17 protein-coding genes and 2 pseudogenes are annotated in these 18,998 nt (G+C 55.5%); 10 read left to right on the forward strand and 9 right to left on the reverse strand.

Annotated elements, in window-relative coordinates; all coding sequences use genetic code 11:
* Positions 1 to 10 precede the first annotated feature (10 nt).
* From HCU66_RS21845 to HCU66_RS21880, 8 genes and pseudogenes are all read right to left on the reverse strand, one after another.
* A complete protein-coding gene (locus HCU66_RS21845; RefSeq protein ID WP_205890529.1) occupies positions 11 to 757 on the reverse strand; it encodes a cyclic nucleotide-binding domain-containing protein in 747 nt (248 codons plus the stop codon).
* A 303-nt stretch (positions 758 to 1,060) separates the two neighbouring features.
* Positions 1,061 to 1,213, reverse strand: a pseudogene (locus tag HCU66_RS21850) (two pore domain potassium channel family protein); the annotation flags it as partial.
* A 304-nt stretch (positions 1,214 to 1,517) separates the two neighbouring features.
* Entirely contained in the window at positions 1,518 to 1,697 is a 180-nt protein-coding gene (locus tag HCU66_RS21855) for an SDR family NAD(P)-dependent oxidoreductase (RefSeq protein ID WP_205890530.1), read from the reverse strand.
* A gap of 98 nt (positions 1,698 to 1,795) precedes the next feature.
* Entirely contained in the window at positions 1,796 to 4,267 is a 2,472-nt protein-coding gene (locus tag HCU66_RS21860) for an efflux RND transporter permease subunit (RefSeq protein WP_205890531.1), read from the reverse strand.
* 3 nt (positions 4,268 to 4,270) lie between these two features.
* Positions 4,271 to 5,329: a WD40/YVTN/BNR-like repeat-containing protein gene (locus HCU66_RS21865; RefSeq protein WP_205890532.1), complete on the reverse strand. Its 1,059-nt coding sequence runs from the start codon at positions 5,327 to 5,329 to the stop codon at positions 4,271 to 4,273.
* A 57-nt stretch (positions 5,330 to 5,386) separates the two neighbouring features.
* Positions 5,387 to 6,754, reverse strand: coding sequence for a DUF1329 domain-containing protein (locus HCU66_RS21870; RefSeq protein WP_205890533.1), 1,368 nt, complete (start codon positions 6,752 to 6,754; stop codon positions 5,387 to 5,389).
* Positions 6,755 to 6,768: 14 nt separating this feature from the next.
* Entirely contained in the window at positions 6,769 to 8,451 is a 1,683-nt protein-coding gene (locus tag HCU66_RS21875; protein WP_205890534.1) for a DUF1302 domain-containing protein, read from the reverse strand.
* A gap of 225 nt (positions 8,452 to 8,676) precedes the next feature.
* A complete protein-coding gene (locus HCU66_RS21880) occupies positions 8,677 to 9,570 on the reverse strand; it encodes an EthD domain-containing protein (RefSeq protein WP_205890535.1) in 894 nt (297 codons plus the stop codon).
* Between the two features lie 639 nt (positions 9,571 to 10,209).
* Between HCU66_RS21880 and HCU66_RS21885 the strand changes: the two are divergent.
* Positions 10,210 to 10,483, forward strand: a pseudogene (locus HCU66_RS21885) (IS5/IS1182 family transposase); the annotation flags it as partial.
* A gap of 53 nt (positions 10,484 to 10,536) precedes the next feature.
* Positions 10,537 to 10,926 carry a DUF4440 domain-containing protein gene (locus HCU66_RS21890; RefSeq protein ID WP_205890536.1) on the forward strand — a complete coding sequence of 130 codons (390 nt, stop codon included), beginning with the start codon at positions 10,537 to 10,539 and terminating at the stop codon, positions 10,924 to 10,926.
* Positions 10,927 to 10,958: 32 nt separating this feature from the next.
* Here HCU66_RS21890 and HCU66_RS21895 read toward each other — a convergent pair whose 3' ends face one another.
* The gene (locus HCU66_RS21895) at positions 10,959 to 11,876 is read right to left on the reverse strand and encodes a LysR family transcriptional regulator (protein WP_205890537.1); all 918 of its coding nucleotides are present in this window, start codon (positions 11,874 to 11,876) and stop codon (positions 10,959 to 10,961) included.
* Between the two features lie 265 nt (positions 11,877 to 12,141).
* On the opposite strand from HCU66_RS21895, the gene HCU66_RS21900 reads away from it, so the two are divergent.
* From HCU66_RS21900 to HCU66_RS21935, 8 genes are all read left to right on the forward strand, one after another.
* Complete coding sequence (locus HCU66_RS21900; RefSeq protein ID WP_205890538.1) at positions 12,142 to 13,071, forward strand: LysR family transcriptional regulator; 930 nt, start codon at positions 12,142 to 12,144, stop codon at positions 13,069 to 13,071.
* Between the two features lie 146 nt (positions 13,072 to 13,217).
* Positions 13,218 to 13,709: a cupin domain-containing protein gene (locus tag HCU66_RS21905; RefSeq protein WP_205890539.1), complete on the forward strand. Its 492-nt coding sequence runs from the start codon at positions 13,218 to 13,220 to the stop codon at positions 13,707 to 13,709.
* 31 nt (positions 13,710 to 13,740) lie between these two features.
* Positions 13,741 to 14,757 carry a hydroxyquinol 1,2-dioxygenase gene (locus tag HCU66_RS21910; protein WP_205890540.1) on the forward strand — a complete coding sequence of 339 codons (1,017 nt, stop codon included), beginning with the start codon at positions 13,741 to 13,743 and terminating at the stop codon, positions 14,755 to 14,757.
* A 66-nt stretch (positions 14,758 to 14,823) separates the two neighbouring features.
* Positions 14,824 to 16,287, forward strand: a complete 1,464-nt coding sequence (locus tag HCU66_RS21915) for an aldehyde dehydrogenase family protein (RefSeq protein WP_205890541.1) — start codon at positions 14,824 to 14,826, stop codon at positions 16,285 to 16,287.
* Positions 16,288 to 16,294: 7 nt separating this feature from the next.
* Positions 16,295 to 17,362: a maleylacetate reductase gene (locus tag HCU66_RS21920; RefSeq protein ID WP_205890542.1), complete on the forward strand. Its 1,068-nt coding sequence runs from the start codon at positions 16,295 to 16,297 to the stop codon at positions 17,360 to 17,362.
* 69 nt (positions 17,363 to 17,431) lie between these two features.
* Entirely contained in the window at positions 17,432 to 18,304 is an 873-nt protein-coding gene (locus HCU66_RS21925) for an intradiol ring-cleavage dioxygenase (RefSeq protein ID WP_205890543.1), read from the forward strand.
* Complete coding sequence (locus tag HCU66_RS21930; RefSeq protein WP_205890544.1) at positions 18,301 to 18,609, forward strand: YciI family protein; 309 nt, start codon at positions 18,301 to 18,303, stop codon at positions 18,607 to 18,609. Before HCU66_RS21925 ends, HCU66_RS21930 begins: the two co-directional genes overlap by 4 nt.
* Positions 18,609 to 18,977 (forward strand): Rieske (2Fe-2S) protein, encoded by a 369-nt coding sequence (locus HCU66_RS21935; protein ID WP_205890545.1) that lies wholly within the window; start codon positions 18,609 to 18,611, stop codon positions 18,975 to 18,977. The genes HCU66_RS21930 and HCU66_RS21935 overlap by 1 nt, the downstream gene beginning before the upstream one ends.
* The last annotated feature ends 21 nt before the right edge of the window (positions 18,978 to 18,998 follow it).

Consider the following 18,998-nt stretch of genomic DNA (forward strand, 5'->3'; position numbering starts at 1 on the left):
TCCCAACGTGTCAGAGGGGCGGCTCCCGGTGACAGCCGGCGACCAGCTGCTTGAGACCGTCAAGATTCAGGACTTTGACGTTACGCCCGGAAATCTCGACCAGGGCAAGATCGCGCAGATGAGCGATGCCGCGGCAGATGGTTTCCAGGCGCAGGCCCAGATAGGAGCCGATCTCTTCGCGACGCATCTTCAGCACAAAGTCTCTGGACGAGTAACCCCGCACGCTCAGCCGTTGCGACAGGTTCAGCAGGAAGGCGGCCAGGCGTTCATCGGAGTTCATGTTGCCCATCATCATGAGCAGGTTGTGTTCACGCACGATTTCCCGGCTCAATATCTTGTTCATGTTGTGCTGCAACGAGGGCAGTTGCAGAGCGAGCTTCTCCAGCTGGGCGAAGTTGAAAGGGCAGACTTCGCTGTCCTCCAGGGCAAAGGCACTGCAAGCGTGCCGATCGTCGCTGATGGCGTCCAGACCAAGCATTTCGCCGGGTATCTGAAAACCGGTGACCTGCTCGCGACCGTCGACCGACAGCATGCTGGTCTTGAATGAGCCGATCCGTACCGCGTAAAGCGAGCGCAACGGATCGCCAGCCCGGTACAAGGTTGCGCCTTTTTTAACCTTTACCCGCTGAGCGATCAGGGTATCCAGCCGTTCGACCTCCTGGCCGGTCAAGCCGATCGGCAAGCACAACTCCAGGACGCTGCAATTGGAGCATGCGGCCTTCAGATAATGATGTTGGTATGGCCGGATTTCAGGCATGTCAAAAGGCCCTTAACAGAGGGTTTAAGCATAGTTCGGATCATGGGCTCACTCGGGGCTCTATCGGAAGAATCGACGAGTGGGGAAGGGCTTGGCCGTTGTTCAAGCCAGCATAGAGCCGGATGGGCGGCGTAAGAACTTGATGTAGATCAACGCTTGCGCGGTGCAGACTTCCAGAATCTACGCATGTTCCCCTGGTTTATCCGAGGCCTTGGCGGAGGGATGTCATGATGCAGGAACTTAAGTTTTACCTCATGGAAGGGGTTGATGCAGGCAAGGTGTCGAGGCCGCCTTCTAGCGCATGGCCAGCATCGCGCCAAACACCCCGACGACGATCCTGAAGCGGCTCCAGAGTTTAAGCCTGGGCAGCCAATCGTTCAGGCGCAACAGGCATTCGTAGTGGATCACCACTGTGACAATCACCACCAGCGTATTGATTAACGTAATCGAAAGCATAAGGTGCCTCGAACATCCAGAAGCTATTGCCGCGAATTTACAGTACGCGGAAGTAAATCTTCAGACACAGCTTGCGAACGTCAAATCTAATAAAATCAACCAACCGCAGCTATGTCCTACATCTCGTTGGAGATCAGAATGTGTGTTTGTTGACCATTTTTCCGTCAGTAAAGAGTAGAAATGGAGAAAGGATGCAGCAAAGAGCAGAAATGGGGGAAGGATGCAGCAAAAAATAGAAATGGGGAGTGAACCCTCTGGTCGCCTCAAATAACTTGGCCCTCAGGTGTCCGGGATTAGTTGACCTCTACACTGTTCCTGCGCCGGACAACGTGGCCGCTATGTCCGCGGACTCATGTATGTCTTCGATGCTGACAATCAACTTGGCGCCTGCACGTCCTAGCTCCCAAGCAGTCGCCAGCCCGATTCCTCGCGTTGCGCCAGTGATAAGTGCTGTTTTACCGGCGAGAGAGAACAATTCGCTCATACAGCACCTATTGCAAAAGGGCGTTTCGGTTCAGCATTCAATTCAGGAAAGAGGCGCATAAAATGGGCCATCTATACGTCCTCGCTCTTGTAGTGCGTTCACACCCAGGGGACGGAAGCATGTGCTTTGTAACTGACGGCGTCCTGATTCTCCTCTTCAAGGTTGGATGGCTCAGAGTTCGCTACTTCTTTTGCTTCGCCCACACGCTGTGGAAGAAGGAAGTAAGCCAATGCGGGCAGTAGCACCAGAGCGCCGACCATGTTCCAAACGAACATAAAGGCAAGCAGTACACCCATGTCTGCCTGGAACTTGATTGGGGAAAAGATCCATGTGCCTACGCCGATCGCGAGAGTCACACCGGTCAGCATGACAACCTTGCCGGTGAACAGAAGCGATTGGTAATAGGCTCTGGACAGACTTTCACCTTGGCGAAGCTGTGCCAGCACGATGCTCATGACATACAGCGCATAGTCGACGCCGATGCCTACACCGAGGGCGATGACTGGCAGGGTGGCAACCTTGACGCCCATGCCTAACGCGACCATCAACGCCTCACAGAGAATAGAGGTGAGCATCAGGGGTAGTACCGCACAGAGCACTGCTCTCCACGAGCGGAAAGTCACAAGGCATAGCAGAATGACTGCTCCGTACACCCACCACAGCATGTCGTGGTTCGCTTGTTTCACGACTATATTGGTGGCCGCTTCAATACCCGCGCTGCCAGCGGCCAGAAGGAACGTGGCGTCTTGAGACGTATTGCTCTTGGCAAAGCTTTCAACATTCTCGACTACGTTGGTGAGCGTGTCAGCCTTGTGGTCTTTGAGGTAGGCATAGAGTGTCAAAAGGCTGCAGTCATCGTTATACAGCCCGCGTGGAGCCCCCGCGGTGACCATGTTCAAGGTCGCCTGGTTGTTCACAATCTCATACCACTTTGGGTTGCCCTCCGAGAGCCCAACCAGCACACGGCGATTCAATAAGGCCAAAGAGTTTGTCGAATCGACACCCTCTAGTCCGCGAAGCTGCCAATCCAAGTCGTCAACTCGCTTTAGTGTGCTGTACGACGAGCACTCACCCGCAGCTGTCTTCACCATCACGGCGAATACATCGCTACTTGCACCGTAGTGCTGTGTTATGAACGCGTTGTCACGGTTGTAACGAGAGTCGGGGCGAAGTTCTGGAGCGCCGGCATCGAGATCTCCGACCTTAAGCTTCAGGCTTACCGCATACCCGCCGCAGGCCATGAGCGCCGCTACAATCACGCATACAGTTGCCCAACGCTTGGTGGTGAAAAGGTCAAGAAAGCGCCATACAACATGCTTCTCCGCGCCACTCGCCTCGGCTTCCTCGCCGCGAAGGCTGCGTCGAGCCGCTTTCGGGCTAACGCCGATATAGGAGAGCAGTATCGGAAGCAGAATTAAGTTCGTGAAAATGAGGACGGCTACACCAAGACTGGCGATTACTGCCAGATCTTGGATGACCTGGATCTTGATGATCATCAGAACCGCAAACCCCACCGCGTCGCACAGCAAGGCGGTCAGCCCGGCCAAGAACAGTCGGCGGAATGTAAAACGCGCAGCAACCAAGCGGTGCATCCCGCGCCCCATGTCTTGCATGATGCCGTTCATTTTCTGCGCGCCATGGCTCATGCCAATTGCGAACACCAGGAACGGCACTAGAACAGAGTACGGATCGAGCTCGTACCCGAGCAACGGCAGTAAACCCAATTGCCAAATCACTGCAACCAAAGAGCATGTCACCACTAGGAGCGTGCTTCGTACGCAACGGGTGTACCAATAGAGCACTGCCGCGGTGATCAGGATGGCCGCCGCGAAGAAAATCAGAATCTGCTTGAGGCCGTCGATCAGGTCACCGACGACTTTCGCAAAACCGGTGATATGGATCTCAACACCTTGCGCTTGGTACTTGCTACGCAGCTTTTCAATCTCGTGAGCGAAGACTGTGTAGTCCAGCGGCTGACCATCTGGAGTCCGCTCCAGCAGAGGCACGTAAACAATGCTTGAGCGTTGGTCGAAGGCCACCAATTGTCCAATTTCGTTGGAGCGCTCGACGTTCCGCTTAAGGGATTCCAAGCTTGCAGTGCCGCCGTCGTACCCATCTGGTATCACCGGGCCTCCTTCCAGCCCCTCCTCGGTGACACCCGTCCAACGAGTAGAAGGAGTCCACAGCGACTTCATCGTTGCACGGTCAACCCCTGGAAGCAGATATACTTCATCGTTGAGTTGCTGGAGTGTGTGCAAATAATTTTTGTCGTAGATGCTTCCCGCTGGATTCACTACGGCAATGCGTACAGCATTTCCGAGACCGGCCAGTTCCTGGCGATGCTCAAGATAATTGGCGATGTAAGGATGCTCACGCGGGATCATCTTCTCGAAACTGGCATTGAGCGTCACATGTGTCGCCTGCCATGCCAGCAGAAGTGTCGCGGCCAGGCATAGCAGCATAAACAAGGCGCGATGGTTAAACAGCGCGCGCTCCAGTAGGGAACCAGAGGCGCTGTCAAAATCGTTGAGACTGCCTGTCGACGGAGTAGGGGAGGTCTGTACGTGCATGGCTCAGTCCGCGATCTTGGTGAGGGAGGATGGTGCTAGGCGCCGCGCGCCGGCTACACCAACAGCGACCAGGGCACCATCGGCTGTGTTAGTAGCGGCGGTCAAAGGAAGTCCTTCGGATACCGCGATTGATTGGAAGCGCAGGTCTGTAAGTCCGCTTCTCAAGAGGATGCCGGCCTGATTGACCAACAGCAGGTTTTGCCCCGCGATGCGAATTGCATTGAGGGAGGCTGGAATAGGGTTGTCGACAGGCTGGAAGCTCATGCCGCCGTCATCTGAGGAGAAAAGCTTACCCCTCAGACCGCCGACCAGGATCCGCTTGTTTGGAAGTATCGCAGCGGCAAAATAACTACCTTCATAGGGCCCTTGCAGGGCTTCGAAATTGACGCCGCTATCGATGGAACGCAGCAGCAAACCTTGTTCCCCAGCAATGATTATTTCATCGCCATTACGAGCCAGCGAATAAAGATGCAAGCCTCGTGGATTTGGAAGATTGCTCATCCAGGACTGCCAGGTTTTGCCTCCATCCTTGGTAATTAGAGCAAGGCCGTATGCCCCAAGGACAACACCATGCGTTGCATCAACAAAGTTCACTACCAGTAGAGGTTTGTCCGCACCGTCGGCTGACAATCTTTGCGCTGAAGCGATCCGCTTTGCATCCCCCGAGCTTTCCGCGGCATGCAACTCAATGGCAGCCGCTTGCTTTCCGTTTAGCTGTAGTTGCCAGCTTTCACCGCCATCGCCGCTATACAGCACGACACCGGAGTGCCCTACTGCCCAGCCATTCCTAGCGTCGACGAATTGCACGCTGGTCAACGTGGTGCTGACGGGACTGGCAGATTGTCGCCAATGCTGGCCATCATCATCTGACAGCAGCACAACTCCGCGCTCGCCAACTGCAACCAGCCGCGAACCGGCTTGATTAATGTCCAGGAGCACCGCATGGAGTGCTTGAGATCCCAGCACGGCCTTTTGGGAAAGGACATCTACCGTATCTGCTGCCCAAACTGGCAGCCAGGCGCAGCTTACTGCCATTAGCAAACTGGAGATTATCTTCTTCATCGCACACAACCTTTTCTGTTCTTATTTGAAGCAGGCGGGGCTTACGCCCCGCCAAGATCACCGGACGCCTTCGCCAGCCATCGCGTCGGCGGTGAAAACCGACTCCTTATAGGGTGGGACGATGCGGTATTGCTCGCTCTTCCCCGCAAAAACGTCACCGACAAACCATGCACCGGAGAGCAGGTCGTAAAACCCGGTAGTGACTGATGCGGTGCCTGGGAGGTCAGGCAGAGCAACTGGCGAAGTCCACAACACTTTTGCGAGCTGCCCCCTGGCGTCGTAGCGATCACCCAAAACCGCAGTCCAAGTATCCTCGTCGAGGTAATAGGTGCTCTTTGGCATAACGTGCCGTGCTCCGTTCTTCAGGGTGGCCTCAACTACCCAAACACGGTGCAGTTCCCAACGCACGGCGTCGGATTTCATGTGGTGCTCATCGAAAAGTGCTTCGGGACTGGAGGCGGTGAATACCCGGTTCGAGTTGTATGGGATATACATTTCTTTCTTGCCAACCAGCTTCCAGTCGAAGCGGTCAATTCGGCCGTCGTACACAGTCAGTTCGTCGAAACTCATCACCCCAGCGGTCGCAGGGGTAGGGGTGTCGCAGCAGGCGTTAGGAAGACGGCGCACTCGACGCTGGCCAGGCAAGTAAGTCCAGCCTGAGGAGTTTTCGGCGTTGATATTCTGTAGACCTGTAATTGCCTCTCCGGCGCGCAGTGGAGGGCCGTCGTTTGTCATCCGGATTGCCCAGTACACACCTTTGCTACTGCTGAAGTCGGGAAGGTACCAAGGCATTTGCTGGTCTGCCCGGGAGTCGTTAGTCAGTACATGCTTTCCATCTGCAGTGGTGAGGTACTGAGTGAAATTGGTGTGCCACGAAGCTCCGCGCCACCGCAGGAGATGGTTCCAGATGGCTTCTTCACCATTCTGGGGAATCGGGAACGGAATACCGCCGGCAGCGCCTTCTGGCATGGCCCCAGCCGTGCCATTCACCAGCTTACCGCCGGTGGCATTCGCGAAAGTTGCATCGTAAACCGACTGTGGGGCAGCGGCACTTCGGTGGGTGGGGTACACCACGACTTTGTAGCTGTCCGGGTACTTTTTCAGCATGGCCTGGATGCCGGGCGACAACTTATCTGCGTGCTGAGCCATATTCTGGGCCGTAATGGTCAGCTGTGCCTGGTCGGCCGCGAATGGATCGCTGCGTTTACCGCCATCCTTGAATGAGGGATCGGCTTTAGTGAGGCCGCCTTTCCACTCGGGAATGCTACCGTCGGCATTTCCTGCGCGTTCCGCGCCGAACGGAGTTAGCGTCGACTTCAATTTTGCCGCTTCATCGGCGGAGACTGCAGCCATTACCCCGTGTGCAAAAAACAGCGAGGCACTCAAGGTAGTAAGCAGGGATACAAATTTCTTATTGTTTATCATCGAATAATCCTCAGTCAGAAGGTGCGGCCGACAGTGAAGGCAAGGAAGTCGCGGTCTTTAAGCGACTGTTCGAAGGTGTAGTTATTGTTGGCGTCCAGGAAGGTATTTTCTGGGCCGTAGTAATGCGTGTATGTCAGTCCCAAATTCCAAGTATTCAGGTAATTGCCTTTAAGTCCGATATTGAGGTCACCGCCATGATCAGCACCGAAACCGGAACCTAAGGCTTCGGAAGCGCCGTTTGTGTAGCTAGCTCCGATCGGAACAGACAAATCCAGACCTGGCAGGAACTGGCGATACATAGGCTCGTAAACGAGACGAAGACTGGTTGCATCGCGGTCTGCATTCGGGTCAATAGCGTCGCTATTTTTGCTGACGCTCATGACCCTGTTCCAAGCAATTTCACCGAGGAAGTTGGCTTCCGGGACGATGAAGTTTGGCTCGAGGCTGGACAGCCAGGATATGTTCGCGTGCAAAGTTTTCCCTGTCGCATACAGGGGGGCATCGTCGTTGTTGATCGACTCGCCTGGGGCAAGGGCGTGTTGATTGGTTGATGCCAGAGGCTGGTTCCAGCGCGTGGAGACTTCGCCAGCAATGTTATAGTTGCCAACAGTGGTCGAGAAGCTTGCGCCCAGAGACTCAATACCTTCCGGATAGACCCAGTAGTACTCGCCGGCTTTACCCGACTGAGGGTTCAGATTAGCGAAATCCGGACGGACGTTTAGCTGAGGGTTCTTATCATGGAAGCGGATGGCATAGAGGCCCCAGTCCACCGATTCGGTACGCCAGCGAAGTTGAACGCCGCCTTGTCCGGAGTCTTTCGCCTCTTTGTCGTTGCCGTGATAGAGAGCCAGCGGTTGGGCACCCGGAAACAGCGGTGCGCCAATGAACAGACGTTCGTTGCCGTCTCCGAAAGTGTCAATGGTTGAGAAGTAGCTGCCGGCGGCCGGCAGGCGGTTAGCTTCCCACTCGAATTGGTAATACGCGCCGATGGATACATCCGGCGTCAGTTGGAGCTGGCCCGAGATCTGTTGGACTGGACGGATCAGTTCCTTGAACTGGGTATTGGGTACCGACAAGGCCTTGACTACATCGATGGGCGCCATGCCACCGGCGATACCATTCATCCCGTAGAAGAGACTTTCACCCCACTGCATTGCGTACTGACCAACACGACCTGAGGCTTGCATGTCCCCGATATCGGTTTTGCCGAAAAGAAATGCATCCAGCAGTTCACCCTTACTGCCATGCAGAGTGCGGGTATCATCGGTGAACTCGTCATAACTTACGGAGTAGCTGTTAGCACGGGTTGGATCGTTATTGTCCGTTCCGCGATTGTAGACGTCGTCGTACCATGCGGCACCGCTCAGGCGAGCTCCGACGTTTTTGTACGAGATGTCCATTTCCGAGAGCAAATCCAGACGATTGGATATAAGCCCCTTATCGAAGTTACGATCACCGTCATCCAGATTGAGCGCTGTTTGGCCTTTGATCAACTTGTCACTCTGACCTGTTGTGCGCCACGCCGCGCTGTATTTCAGGGTGTTATCCCAGCGCGCTCGAAGATCGGGACTCCCCGTATCGAATTCGAATGCGTGAGCATCAGGTAATCCTGCGGTGATCGCTAACATAGTAATAGCGAATGCAAGAGGTTTGAGTGGTGGAAACGGTCGAGTGGGTGCGCGCTTGCGAGAAAGCATTTAAGTCACCTCATTATTGTTTTTTTAGGTCAGTGTTGGTTTGCGAACGGGTGCGCCAAAGGCTCGGCGCACCGCCGCGGTATCAAACAGGGCGTGCGGTGACCTCCAACATTTGCTTAACCAGCACAATGCGGTCGAAGTCACGGACTTGTTGCATCTATTTTTACCAGCGAAGAGGGACTTCTCGCTAAATAACTTTCATTAATGGTTCAGGCGCGTAATGAGCTATTGCTGAAAGTCGTCGTATATAGGCTTTTCTTCAGCGATAACTGAAAACGAATTAATTCGATCCACGAACTGTAATCCGAATTCTAAAATATTCTCTGTCGCAGAGTATTCTCGCTGGAATTTTACTAAAGCCTCGTAGCTCTGGAACCAAGTTTCGACGACACCATCGTAGTCCGACGCGACTCCAAAAGGGTTGCTGCCCGTAGGCAACGCACCATTCCACACATGAGCTGTGACATTTTTTTCATAAGCTTGGCTGGCGACGAGTGCTTTTTCGTAATTTTGTAATCCTGATGAGAACTCTTCCGGAGATATCCCCTGTTTGCGTTTTACAAAGTCGAACGTTTTGACCTTCGCTGGTTCGTTGGTAACTGCAATCAATGCATTAAGGTGTTTGTGCCCTTCATGAGTTGCTAGAATGATAAGCTTGCTCAAATCGTTGAAACGCGCTTCGTCAGGACGAACTACGTCCGCATAGCTGGGTGCAGACATTAGATTCCAAAACATTTCATTACTATCAAACCACAGTTCGATTACTGAATCACGTGTCTCGAGGTGCGGATAAACGGTATTGTTTGGGGCGAGATCTTCTTTTAAGCGAGTGTGATTCTGAACGTACTTACGGACATATTGTTTGATTCCAGGAATACTTTGCACCAGGGGAGCATGGACGTTAGAGAGGTGGTTGAAAAACTGTGCCCGGGACATAGATGGGTGCTTGGTCGAAGACAAGATGACCTTGAGTGGTCTCGAACTAGCTACGTGTCCGTTATTTTCAGAATCAGTGCTCATTGCCGTAGGCAAAGCTGTCTCTTTGGCAGAGCTTTCCATATGACGCTGCTGATTTTGGGTAGGCGTTTCGAAGAGCAAATCGGATTTTGTAGTTTTCACGATATCTTCCTATTGTCAGTTTCTACATGATAATAGTTGAGCCTGAGATATGTTTTTGTCTAAAAGTGCGGTGATATTTGCCTGTTCTTTATCCAAAACACCTAGAGGCCGCGTCGATCTTTGACGCGGCTGGCCCATCGAGCGTTACGAGCTGAGTAGCATTTTTTATGGATTGGTCTGGCAGGTGTAACGGCACCTATTCCCGAAGGCACGTACGCTTCGATTGCATATCCTTCGGAATAGCGCCAGCGGCAAGCCTGTGGTGATGTAATTGTGCGTTACGCGGACGACAGCGTGGTGGGTTTCAGGACAAAAGTGCAGGCTTAGCAGTTTCTGGTGCAGGAACGGTTAGCCAGGTTCGGTTCATCGCTCAATGCCTCGAAAACACGACTGATCGAGTTCGCTCGGTTTGCTGCGAGAAATCGTAGGAAGCGAGGTTTTGGTAAACCGCCTTTGACTTCCTGGGCTTCACACACCGTGTAGTACCAACAGAAACGGGGGGCTTTCAAATACTGCGACTGACGGTCAAGAAGTGAATGTGTGCGACGCTGCTGGCCATTCGGGACGAGCTGAAACGTCGACGTCATGAGCCCATTCGGGCTCAAGGGCATCTAACCACACATTCAGGTCGATGACATCGATCTTGCAATGGGAGAAGCGCAGTATGAGACGACGATCCTGCGTCAGTTTGCAGGTTTGAGCCTGGAACGAAGCCCTGACGAATCCACCATGCTCAACTTCCGTCGCCTACAGGAAATACATGAACTGGCGGGGCGGGAACTTTGGCGTGATGAACGGTTACCTGGGCGACCGGGGTCTGTCGCTGCGCTAGGGCACCATCGTCGATGCCACGTTGACTCATGCGCCCAGTTCGACCAAGAACAAGGACGGCAAGCGCGCCCCAGAGAGGTATCTGGCTGCCGGGCCACGAGCCCATTGATCCCACACTGTAAGAGGAAGGCAATAGTGCAACAAGACAAAGAACAAACCTGCGGGCAGCTCATCCGCAGTCTTGAGAATCAGCGGTTCCAGGCGGTCATTGACGGCGACTTTGATCAATTTGCGGCTCTAGCGCACCCAGAGCTCGCCTACGTGCATTCGAGCGGCACAGTCGACACGCTGAGTAGTTACCTGAAAAAATGCCACAGCGGCTGGTATGTGTACAAGTCCATCGATCACCCAGTCGATGAAATCCGCGTGTATGGCGAATCCGTGCTGGTCATCGGGGAAATGAACACCGAGATGATCATCAACGGTGCGGCGCGTTCGATGCGCAACAAAAGTCTTGCCGTATGGGTGAAGCTGGACGGGCATTGGAAGTTGGCCGCCTATCAGGCCACGCCGATCAGAGCTTGATCCTCGGCGGCGCCCGACAGGTGTGCCGCCGTTCATCCACTGACTGAGCGGTTCAGTGCAGGCATAATTTTGCCTATTTTCTCCGACATGTACTCCACTAGCACTCGCACACGCAATGGCACGTAACTGTTGCTGGGCAGTACAGCATAAATTCCAAGAGGCGAGGGCTCGAAGGCTTCCAGCACGGCCTTGAGTTCCTGGTTCAGGATGTGTGGTGCGACGATGAAATCCGGGAGCAGTGTGATACCCAAGCCTTTTACCGCTGCCTGGGCCATGGCATCGCCATTGTTCGCCTGCAGCACGAAGGTGGGGTAGAACAGCTCCGGCTTGCCATCTATGGAATACGCCCACGGGCGATTGTTCACTTGGGGGGAATAACCCAGGCACGCATGACGGCTCAAGTCGGCCGGGTGCTCGGGTGCTCCGTGCTCAAGCAGGTAGGAGGGCGAGGCGACAGTGAGCAGACGCGCTTCACCGAGCTTGCGAACGATCATAATGGGATCGAGGTAGCTGGTGATCCGGATCGAAAGGTCGATGCCTTCTTCAGCCAGATTGACCGTCCGATCGCTGAAGTCCAAGGCAAGACGGATGTCGGGATACTCCCGTTGAAAATCCATCAGCAGCGGTAGCAACGTACTGAGGCCGAAGCTCAATGGCAGGCTGATTCGCAGGCGTCCACTGGGTGTGTGCCGCTCTTCCATAACCCCGGATTCTGCCTCTTCCAGCAACGACAGAATCTCCCGACATTTCTCCAGGTAAACCAGTCCCGCAGAGGTGAGCGAGACGTGTCGGGTCGTACGCACCAAGAGTTTGGCACTGAGGAATTTCTCTAAGTTGGCGATTTGGCGAGTGACCATAGAGCGTGCAATGCCGAGCTGCGAAGCAGCAGCAGAGAAGCTTCCGAGTTCGGCTACCCGGGCAAAGACATTCATGGCCTCAATGCGGTTCATTGTTTACTCCGAAGTGAACAGACATTTCCGCATTGTCTACTTTTTAGCACCAATCATTGGCGGTAGAGTGGCTCCTGAATCGACAGCTGTAAAGCTCGGCTGTAGAGAGAGCCTGTACCGTGAACACGCATTACACGAAAACTGCTAACGCCTTGCAACGGACTATCGCCGTCATGATATTAGGTCTGATCGGCCTTGGCTTATACATGCATACGGTCTCGCTGGCTTCGCTGCACTCATAAGAATAAAAGCATGGAGTTGTCCAATGGATCGACTACTGAGCATTGAGGCATTTGTTCGTGTCGCTGAGACCGGCAATTTCGCCCGTGCTGCGCAGCAGCTTGGTGTGACCCGCTCCGTGGTCACGCACCGTATTCAACAGCTGGAAGCGTTCATAAAAGCTCCGCTGTTTCACCGCAGCACACGCCATGTCCGGTTGTCCGAGATTGGTACCAATTACTACCGCGAATGTGCGGATATGGTTGCAGGGTTCAATGCCCTGACCGAGCAGATGCGCGATCAGCGCGCCAAGCCTACCGGCAAACTTCGGGTGCAGATGCTGCCCGGTTTTGCCATTAACCATTTCGGCAAATTGCTTGCGGAGTTCACTAAGCTCTATCCCGATATCGAACTCGACGTCATCGTCAATGACCGCGTCGTAGACCCGATCGAGGAGGGGGTTGATGTCGCCTTCCAGATGTTCCCGCCCCAATCCGAAACACTCATCGAGCGTAAGCTCTTCAGCGTACGCAGATTGTTCCTCGCCACACCTGGCTACCTTGAGCTGAACGGTGTTCCAAAGCACCCCGAAGACCTTTTGAATCACTGTATCGCGTTGTATGAGGGTTACCCGACCCGCAACCGCTGGCACTTCCATCACAGCACGGGCGTGATCGAACTCAGCCTGCCTGGCCACATCCGTTCCAATTCCGTGCACCTGCTCAGGGATTACGCCCTAACCGGCGAGGCGCTGGTTTGCCTGCCCACGCTGGTTGCCAGCCCCGATTTGCTCAGCGAGCGCATGGTGCCCTTGCTCACGGATTACCCGCTTACGTCTTTCAACTTCTCGGCGGTGTTCCCGGCAACCCAGCGCAACGCTCTAAAGGTGCGCACGCTCATTGATTTTTTGCTTGAGCGCATGGCGGACGAACCTTTCTGGGATAAGCCTTTGCTTGAAAAAGGCTGGATTCGCTAGGACTTAGGGCCAGCCATTAGGCCTGATGCGCGCGCGTCTCGGTTGTTTGGATTTCGCAAACACTGAGGTCGGTGGATATGGGATTGTTGGTGATCCTTATGGGATTTACCTTTGACTCACGAATACAACAACAAAGGTAATCCGACATGAGTGCTGCCTATCGCACTGTCTTCGGTTCTCTGGCGAACTACCGCAAGGGCACCATCGAACTGATTAAGGGTGATGCCCGTCATTACGCATTTTCCAACGTCTTTGAGGTCGCCGATAAGTCGGCCCCATATGAAAAAGTCATCGTTGGCCTGAACCTTGGCTATGTGATGGAGGTGCTCCGGGCAGAGGGGCGCTCGCCGTGGTTCACCTGTGCACATGATGAATTCGCGATCTGCATGGACGGCGATGTGCGCATCGACTTCCTCAAACTTGATCAGCCATTCGAAGGTGCCGAAGGCACTCAACTGGCGGGTAGTGAGCCCAAAGGTCGCCCCATGGGCTACGTCATTCTGCGCCGTGGCCACCAAGCCCTGCTGCCAGCAGGCTGTGCCTACCGTTTTGAAAGTCCACGCCCAGGCGTGATCCTCCAGCAGACTATTCAAGGCTCTCTCTCCGTCGAGAAGTGGGCAGAAATCTGCCTGAAGTAATCCGACTTTTAATGACTAAGGAGAACGCAACATGGCCATGCTTGAGACTGCAGAACACACGCTTCCACTGCTCGAAGAAGTTGATGCCAGTGCGCCCGACGCTGTTACCGGCTATCGAACCTTCCGCCTGGGCGCTTTCACCATCTCCCGCGATGAATACTTCGCGCGTATCGAGTGGCCGGCTAAGGGCCAAGCCCGTTCGCACTTGATCCCGGCAGATGCATTCCTGCGTGCGCTGATGCGTGACGTTGCTTGGGGCTTCTTCTACGGCTGGGTCAACTTTGACTCCGTGATTGGCACCCAGAACCACTACGGCAAAGTCGACCTGTACGCCGGCACCTTCAACGGCGTGCTGCGCGATGCCGGCGTTGACTACGTCGAGCAGTTCGAAACGCCGAAGATCATGGCAACCTTCAAGGCTATCCTGCGTGACTGGACGAACGAAGGCTTCGATCCATTTGCCGCGCCGGAGGAAACCGGTAGTGCATTCGGGCGTAAGCACGGCGACAACATTGAGGCCATCGAGCGCTTCCGCATTGCTACCAAGCGCATGCCTGGTCTGCCCGGCGATTCGCCGCTGCGTAACGACCTGCCGGTCAACCGCCATTTTGAAGATGTCGTCCAAGATGAACCTGAGGTGCACGTCGCCGCCGGTTTTGAAGGCCAGCTGCATGCCTTCAACCTGTTCAAATACCTGTCGCGCTCAGACGTTACTTGGAACCCATCGGTCAGCTCGGTCTGCAAGGCCAGCTTGTTCTGTCCAACCACCGAGGAATACATCCTGCCGATCTTCCACGGTAACGACCGCGTTGAGTGGTTCCTGCAGATGTCGGACGAAATCATCTGGGATGTGTGTGACAAGGACGATGGTAATCCGCGCGCTCGTTTGACCATGCGAGCCGGCGACATCGCCGCCATGCCTGCCGACATCCGTCACCAAGGCTACTCCACCAAACGTTCGATGTTGATGGTGTGGGAGAACGCCACCCCGAATCTGCCTCAGCGCTACGAGAGTGGCGAGCTCAAGCCATATCCCGTCGACTTCTGATTTTTTCGTTCCGCCGAACTTTTTGAACCACGCCGCAGCCCTTGCGGCGTAGGGAGAGTTATTGCCATGCAAAACCAACTTTTCATCGATGGACGTTTTGTACCTGCCATCAAAGGCGGCGAAATCGATGTGATGAGCCCCGTCGACGGCTCGCTGCTCACTCGGATCGCTGCCGCCGAAGCGGAAGATGTTGATCTGGCTGTTGCTGCTGCGCAGCGTGCCTTCCCTGCCTGGGCAGCGCTCTCGCCGGCTGAACGCGGTCGTTTGCTGCTCAAGCTAGCTGATGCCATTGAAGCTAATGCCGAAGAGCTGGCACAGCTTGAGTCGCGTGACACCGGTCACCCTATCCGCGACTCGCGTAACCTGGATGTGCCACGCACTGCCGCATGCTTCCGTTACTTCGGCGGCATGGCGGACAAGATCGAAGGTTCGGTGATTCCTGTCGAGGCGGGCTTCCTAAACTATGTCCAGCGTAAACCGATCGGGGTGGTGGGGCAGATCGTGCCTTGGAACTTCCCGCTTATGTTCACCAGCTGGAAAATGGGCCCGGCCTTGGCAGCGGGTAATACCGTTGTAATCAAGCCGTCCGAGATCACACCGCTGTCCACGCTTCGCATCGCCGAGCTCATGAAAGAAGTCGGCTTCCCAGACGGTGTCGTTAACGTGGTGCCGGGTTTCGGTCATACAGCTGGCCAACGGCTGGCTGATCATCCCGACGTGGGCAAGATTGCCTTCACCGGTTCGACGGCCACTGGTAAAAGGATCGTTGAGGCGTCCAAGGCAAACCTCAAGCGTGTTCAGCTCGAACTGGGCGGCAAAGGCGCAAATATCGTCTTCGAAGATGCCAATATCGACGCGGCAGTGAACGGGGCAGCCTGGGCCATTTTCCACAACCAGGGCCAAGCCTGTATTGCGGGTTCTCGTCTGATGCTGCACGAAAGCATCGCCGATGAGTTCCTGGCAAAATTCATCAAGCTGGCCGAATCCATCCGCTTGGGTGACCCTATGGATCCGAACACCGAGATGGGCCCGCTGACGTCGGCCCTGCACCGTGATCGCGTCCTTTCCTTTGTGGCTGTAGCCCAGGAGGAAGGCGGGAAGATCCTCACCGGAGGCCGCGCGCCAACCGCACCTGGTCTGGTAGATGGATACTATGTCGAACCGACTGTCGTTGAGGCCCTGCCGCACCACCGTGTATCGCAGGAGGAAGTGTTCGGGCCGTTCGTGACGGTGATGCGGTTCTCCACTGACGAAGAAGCACTGGCCATTGCCAACGGCACTGCCTACGGCTTGGGCAGCGGTCTGTGGACGCAGAACCTGCAGCGCGCCCACAAGATGGCGTCCAAGATCCGCGCCGGCATGTGCTGGATCAATTGCTACAAGCGTGTTAGCCCAGGTAGCCCATTCGGCGGCGTGGGGCAATCCGGCTATGGCCGTGAGATGGGCTTTGAGGCCATCCATGACTACACCGAGGCGCACTCGGTCTGGGTCAACGTGGATGCCACCATCCCGCCGCATTTTAAACGCTGAGGTCGCCATGAAGTCTTTCACGTATCAAGGTAACCCCAGTCGCGTTGTGTTTGGCACGGGTGCGCTGGAGAAATTGGCGGAAGAAATCGAGCGCCTGGGTGCTGAGCGCGCACTCATTCTCACCACTCCAGAGCAACGGGACTTGGGCGAGGAAATTGCCGAACTGATTGGTCAACGCAGTGCTGGTGTATATGCAGAAGCGGTCATGCATGTGCCATTGGAGGTTGCACAAGCGGCTCGCGCGGAAGCTGCCAAGCATGGAGCAGATTGCTGCGTGGCGGTCGGTGGCGGCTCCACCATTGGCCTGGGCAAAGCCATCGCGCTGGACTCCGGTCTGCCGATTGTCGCGGTGCCCACGACGTACGCTGGCTCGGAAATGACGCCCATCTGGGGCCTGACGGAAAACCGCCTGAAGAAAACCGGGCGCGACAGCCGCGTCCTGCCAAAGACGGTGATTTACGATCCTCGACTCACCCACACCTTGCCGGCTGAAATCTCAGCCTGCTCGGGCATGAATGCGATGGCCCATGCAGTGGAGGCACTGTATGCCCAGGATGCGAATCCTGTGATCAGTCTGATGGCTGAAGAGTCCATTCGGGCCCTGGCCAATGCGCTACCTGCGGTAGTGGCTAATCCTCATGATGCATCGGCGCGCGAGGAGGCACTTTACGGCGCTTGGCTGGCGGGCATCTGCCTGGGGGCGGTTGGGATGGCGATCCACCACAAGCTCTGCCATACCCTGGGTGGCACCTTCAATCTGCCCCATGCCCAAGCTCACGCGATCATGTTGCCGCACTCGGCCCACTACAACCGAGATGCAGCAGCCTCCCAGCTCAGGCGCGCTGCCCGCGCATTGGGCGGCGTGGAGGCGGAGGAGGTCGGGCCTCTGATCTACGAGCTGAACCGCAAGCTGGGAATCCTATTGGCATTGGAGGCCGTTGGCTTCCCAGTCGAGGGGCCGGCTGAAACGGCGCGGATTGCGTGCGAAAGTCCTTACTACAACCCTCGACCATTTGAGCGTGCGGCGATTGAGCAGATGCTGCAGCGGGCAAGGTTGGGTATGGCACCAGCCTAACGTATTCACCTTTTGGCGCAGGCTTCCATGCGGAGAGCCTGCGTCTTTTTTATCAGGGAGCCAATAACAATGAAACAGACCCCTGCAGAAGCGACGATCACCGAAAAGGCGGTCGCCAGCTTCAGTACGACACCAGATGCCAGGCTCCGCGAAATAGTGCAAAGTCTCGTTCGCCACGTTCATGCGTTTACCCAAGAGGTGGAACTGAGCGAGGAGGAGTGGCTGGCGGGTGTTCGCTTTCTAACCGCAACTGGCCAGATGTGCGATGGCCTGGTGCGCCAAGAATTCATTCTCCTGTCGGATGTGCTCGGGGTGTCGATGCTGGTCGACGCTATCAACCACCGAGCTCAGCACACGGTTACTGAAAGTACCGTGTTCGGGCCGTTCTACATCGAGGGCATGCCTGATCGTGAGTTTGGCGAGAACATGGCCTTCACACCAGGTGTTCCCGCACTGGTGACGGGCAAGGTCACCGACGCTGACGGATGCCCTTTGGCGAATGCGACCCTCGATATCTGGCAGACCGCTACCAATGGTATGTACTCCGGTCAGGACATCGAGCAGCCGGTGGGAAATCTGCGCGGGCGCTACCACACCGATGAGCAAGGTCGTTACGCCATCCGTACCGTAGTACCGGTGAGTTACCCGATTCCCACCGATGGCCCGGTGGGGCAACTGTTGTCGGCCACTGGCCGGCATCCATGGCGTCCTGCTCACCTGCACTTCATGATTGAGGCACCGGGGTATCGAACCTTGGTGACGCACCTGTTTAATCACGACGACCCTTATTTGGATTCCGATGCCGTGTTCGGCGTTAAAGATTCGCTGCGGGTGGCCTATCAGCCGTGCGAGTACAACAACCCCCTGGCCAAGACGTTTGGCTTCAAAGAGGCGTTCCAACACGCCACCTATGATTTTATCTTGCCCCGGGTGTCATCGTGAGTCAGTACTTCGCCGTTTTCGCCACTGACAAACCTGAACAGCGGCAAGTTCGAGAGCGCGTACGTGCAGCCCATCGGCACTACCTGCGCAACCCTTCACCGCATTTTGTCGTGGTCAGGCTTGGCGGGCCAACCTTGGAATGCACGGGCGGGAAGATGAATGGCACGCTGCTGGTAGTCGAAGCCAACTCGGTTGAGGATGTTCAAGCCTTCCTGGCGGATGATCCCTACATGCAGGCTGGCATCTTTGAACAGGTGGTGGTGAGACCCTGGAGCTGGGGTCTGGGCAACCCGGAGTTATCTTGATGACGGACGTTCAGATGATTCTCTGCCGGCTGGATGAAATTCCTGAGGGTGGGGCGAAAGCGTTGGGGGCAGTTATCAATGGAAAGCAGCAGCCCCTGGTAGCGATGAGGCGAGGTGAGCAGGTTTGGCTGTACCGCAACTGCTGCCCTCATTTCTCTGTGCCGCTGGATTACAATCCTGGTGAGTTTTGCACCTACAAGAACCAGTTCATCATGTGCGCGCACCACTCGGCGATGTTCCGATTCGAGGATGGCCTGTGTGTGGATGGCCCCTGCGCCGGGGCGCGTCTCGAAAGCGTGCCCTGCAAGATTGAAGGTGGTGCGCTTATCATGCTTGAGTGCAACGTTGTCATCGTGAAGGTCGGGTAGATAGCGCCCCGTCAGCAGAGG

This window comes from Pseudomonas frederiksbergensis (assembly GCF_017114915.1).
GTDB lineage: Bacteria > Pseudomonadota > Gammaproteobacteria > Pseudomonadales > Pseudomonadaceae > Aquipseudomonas > Aquipseudomonas frederiksbergensis_I.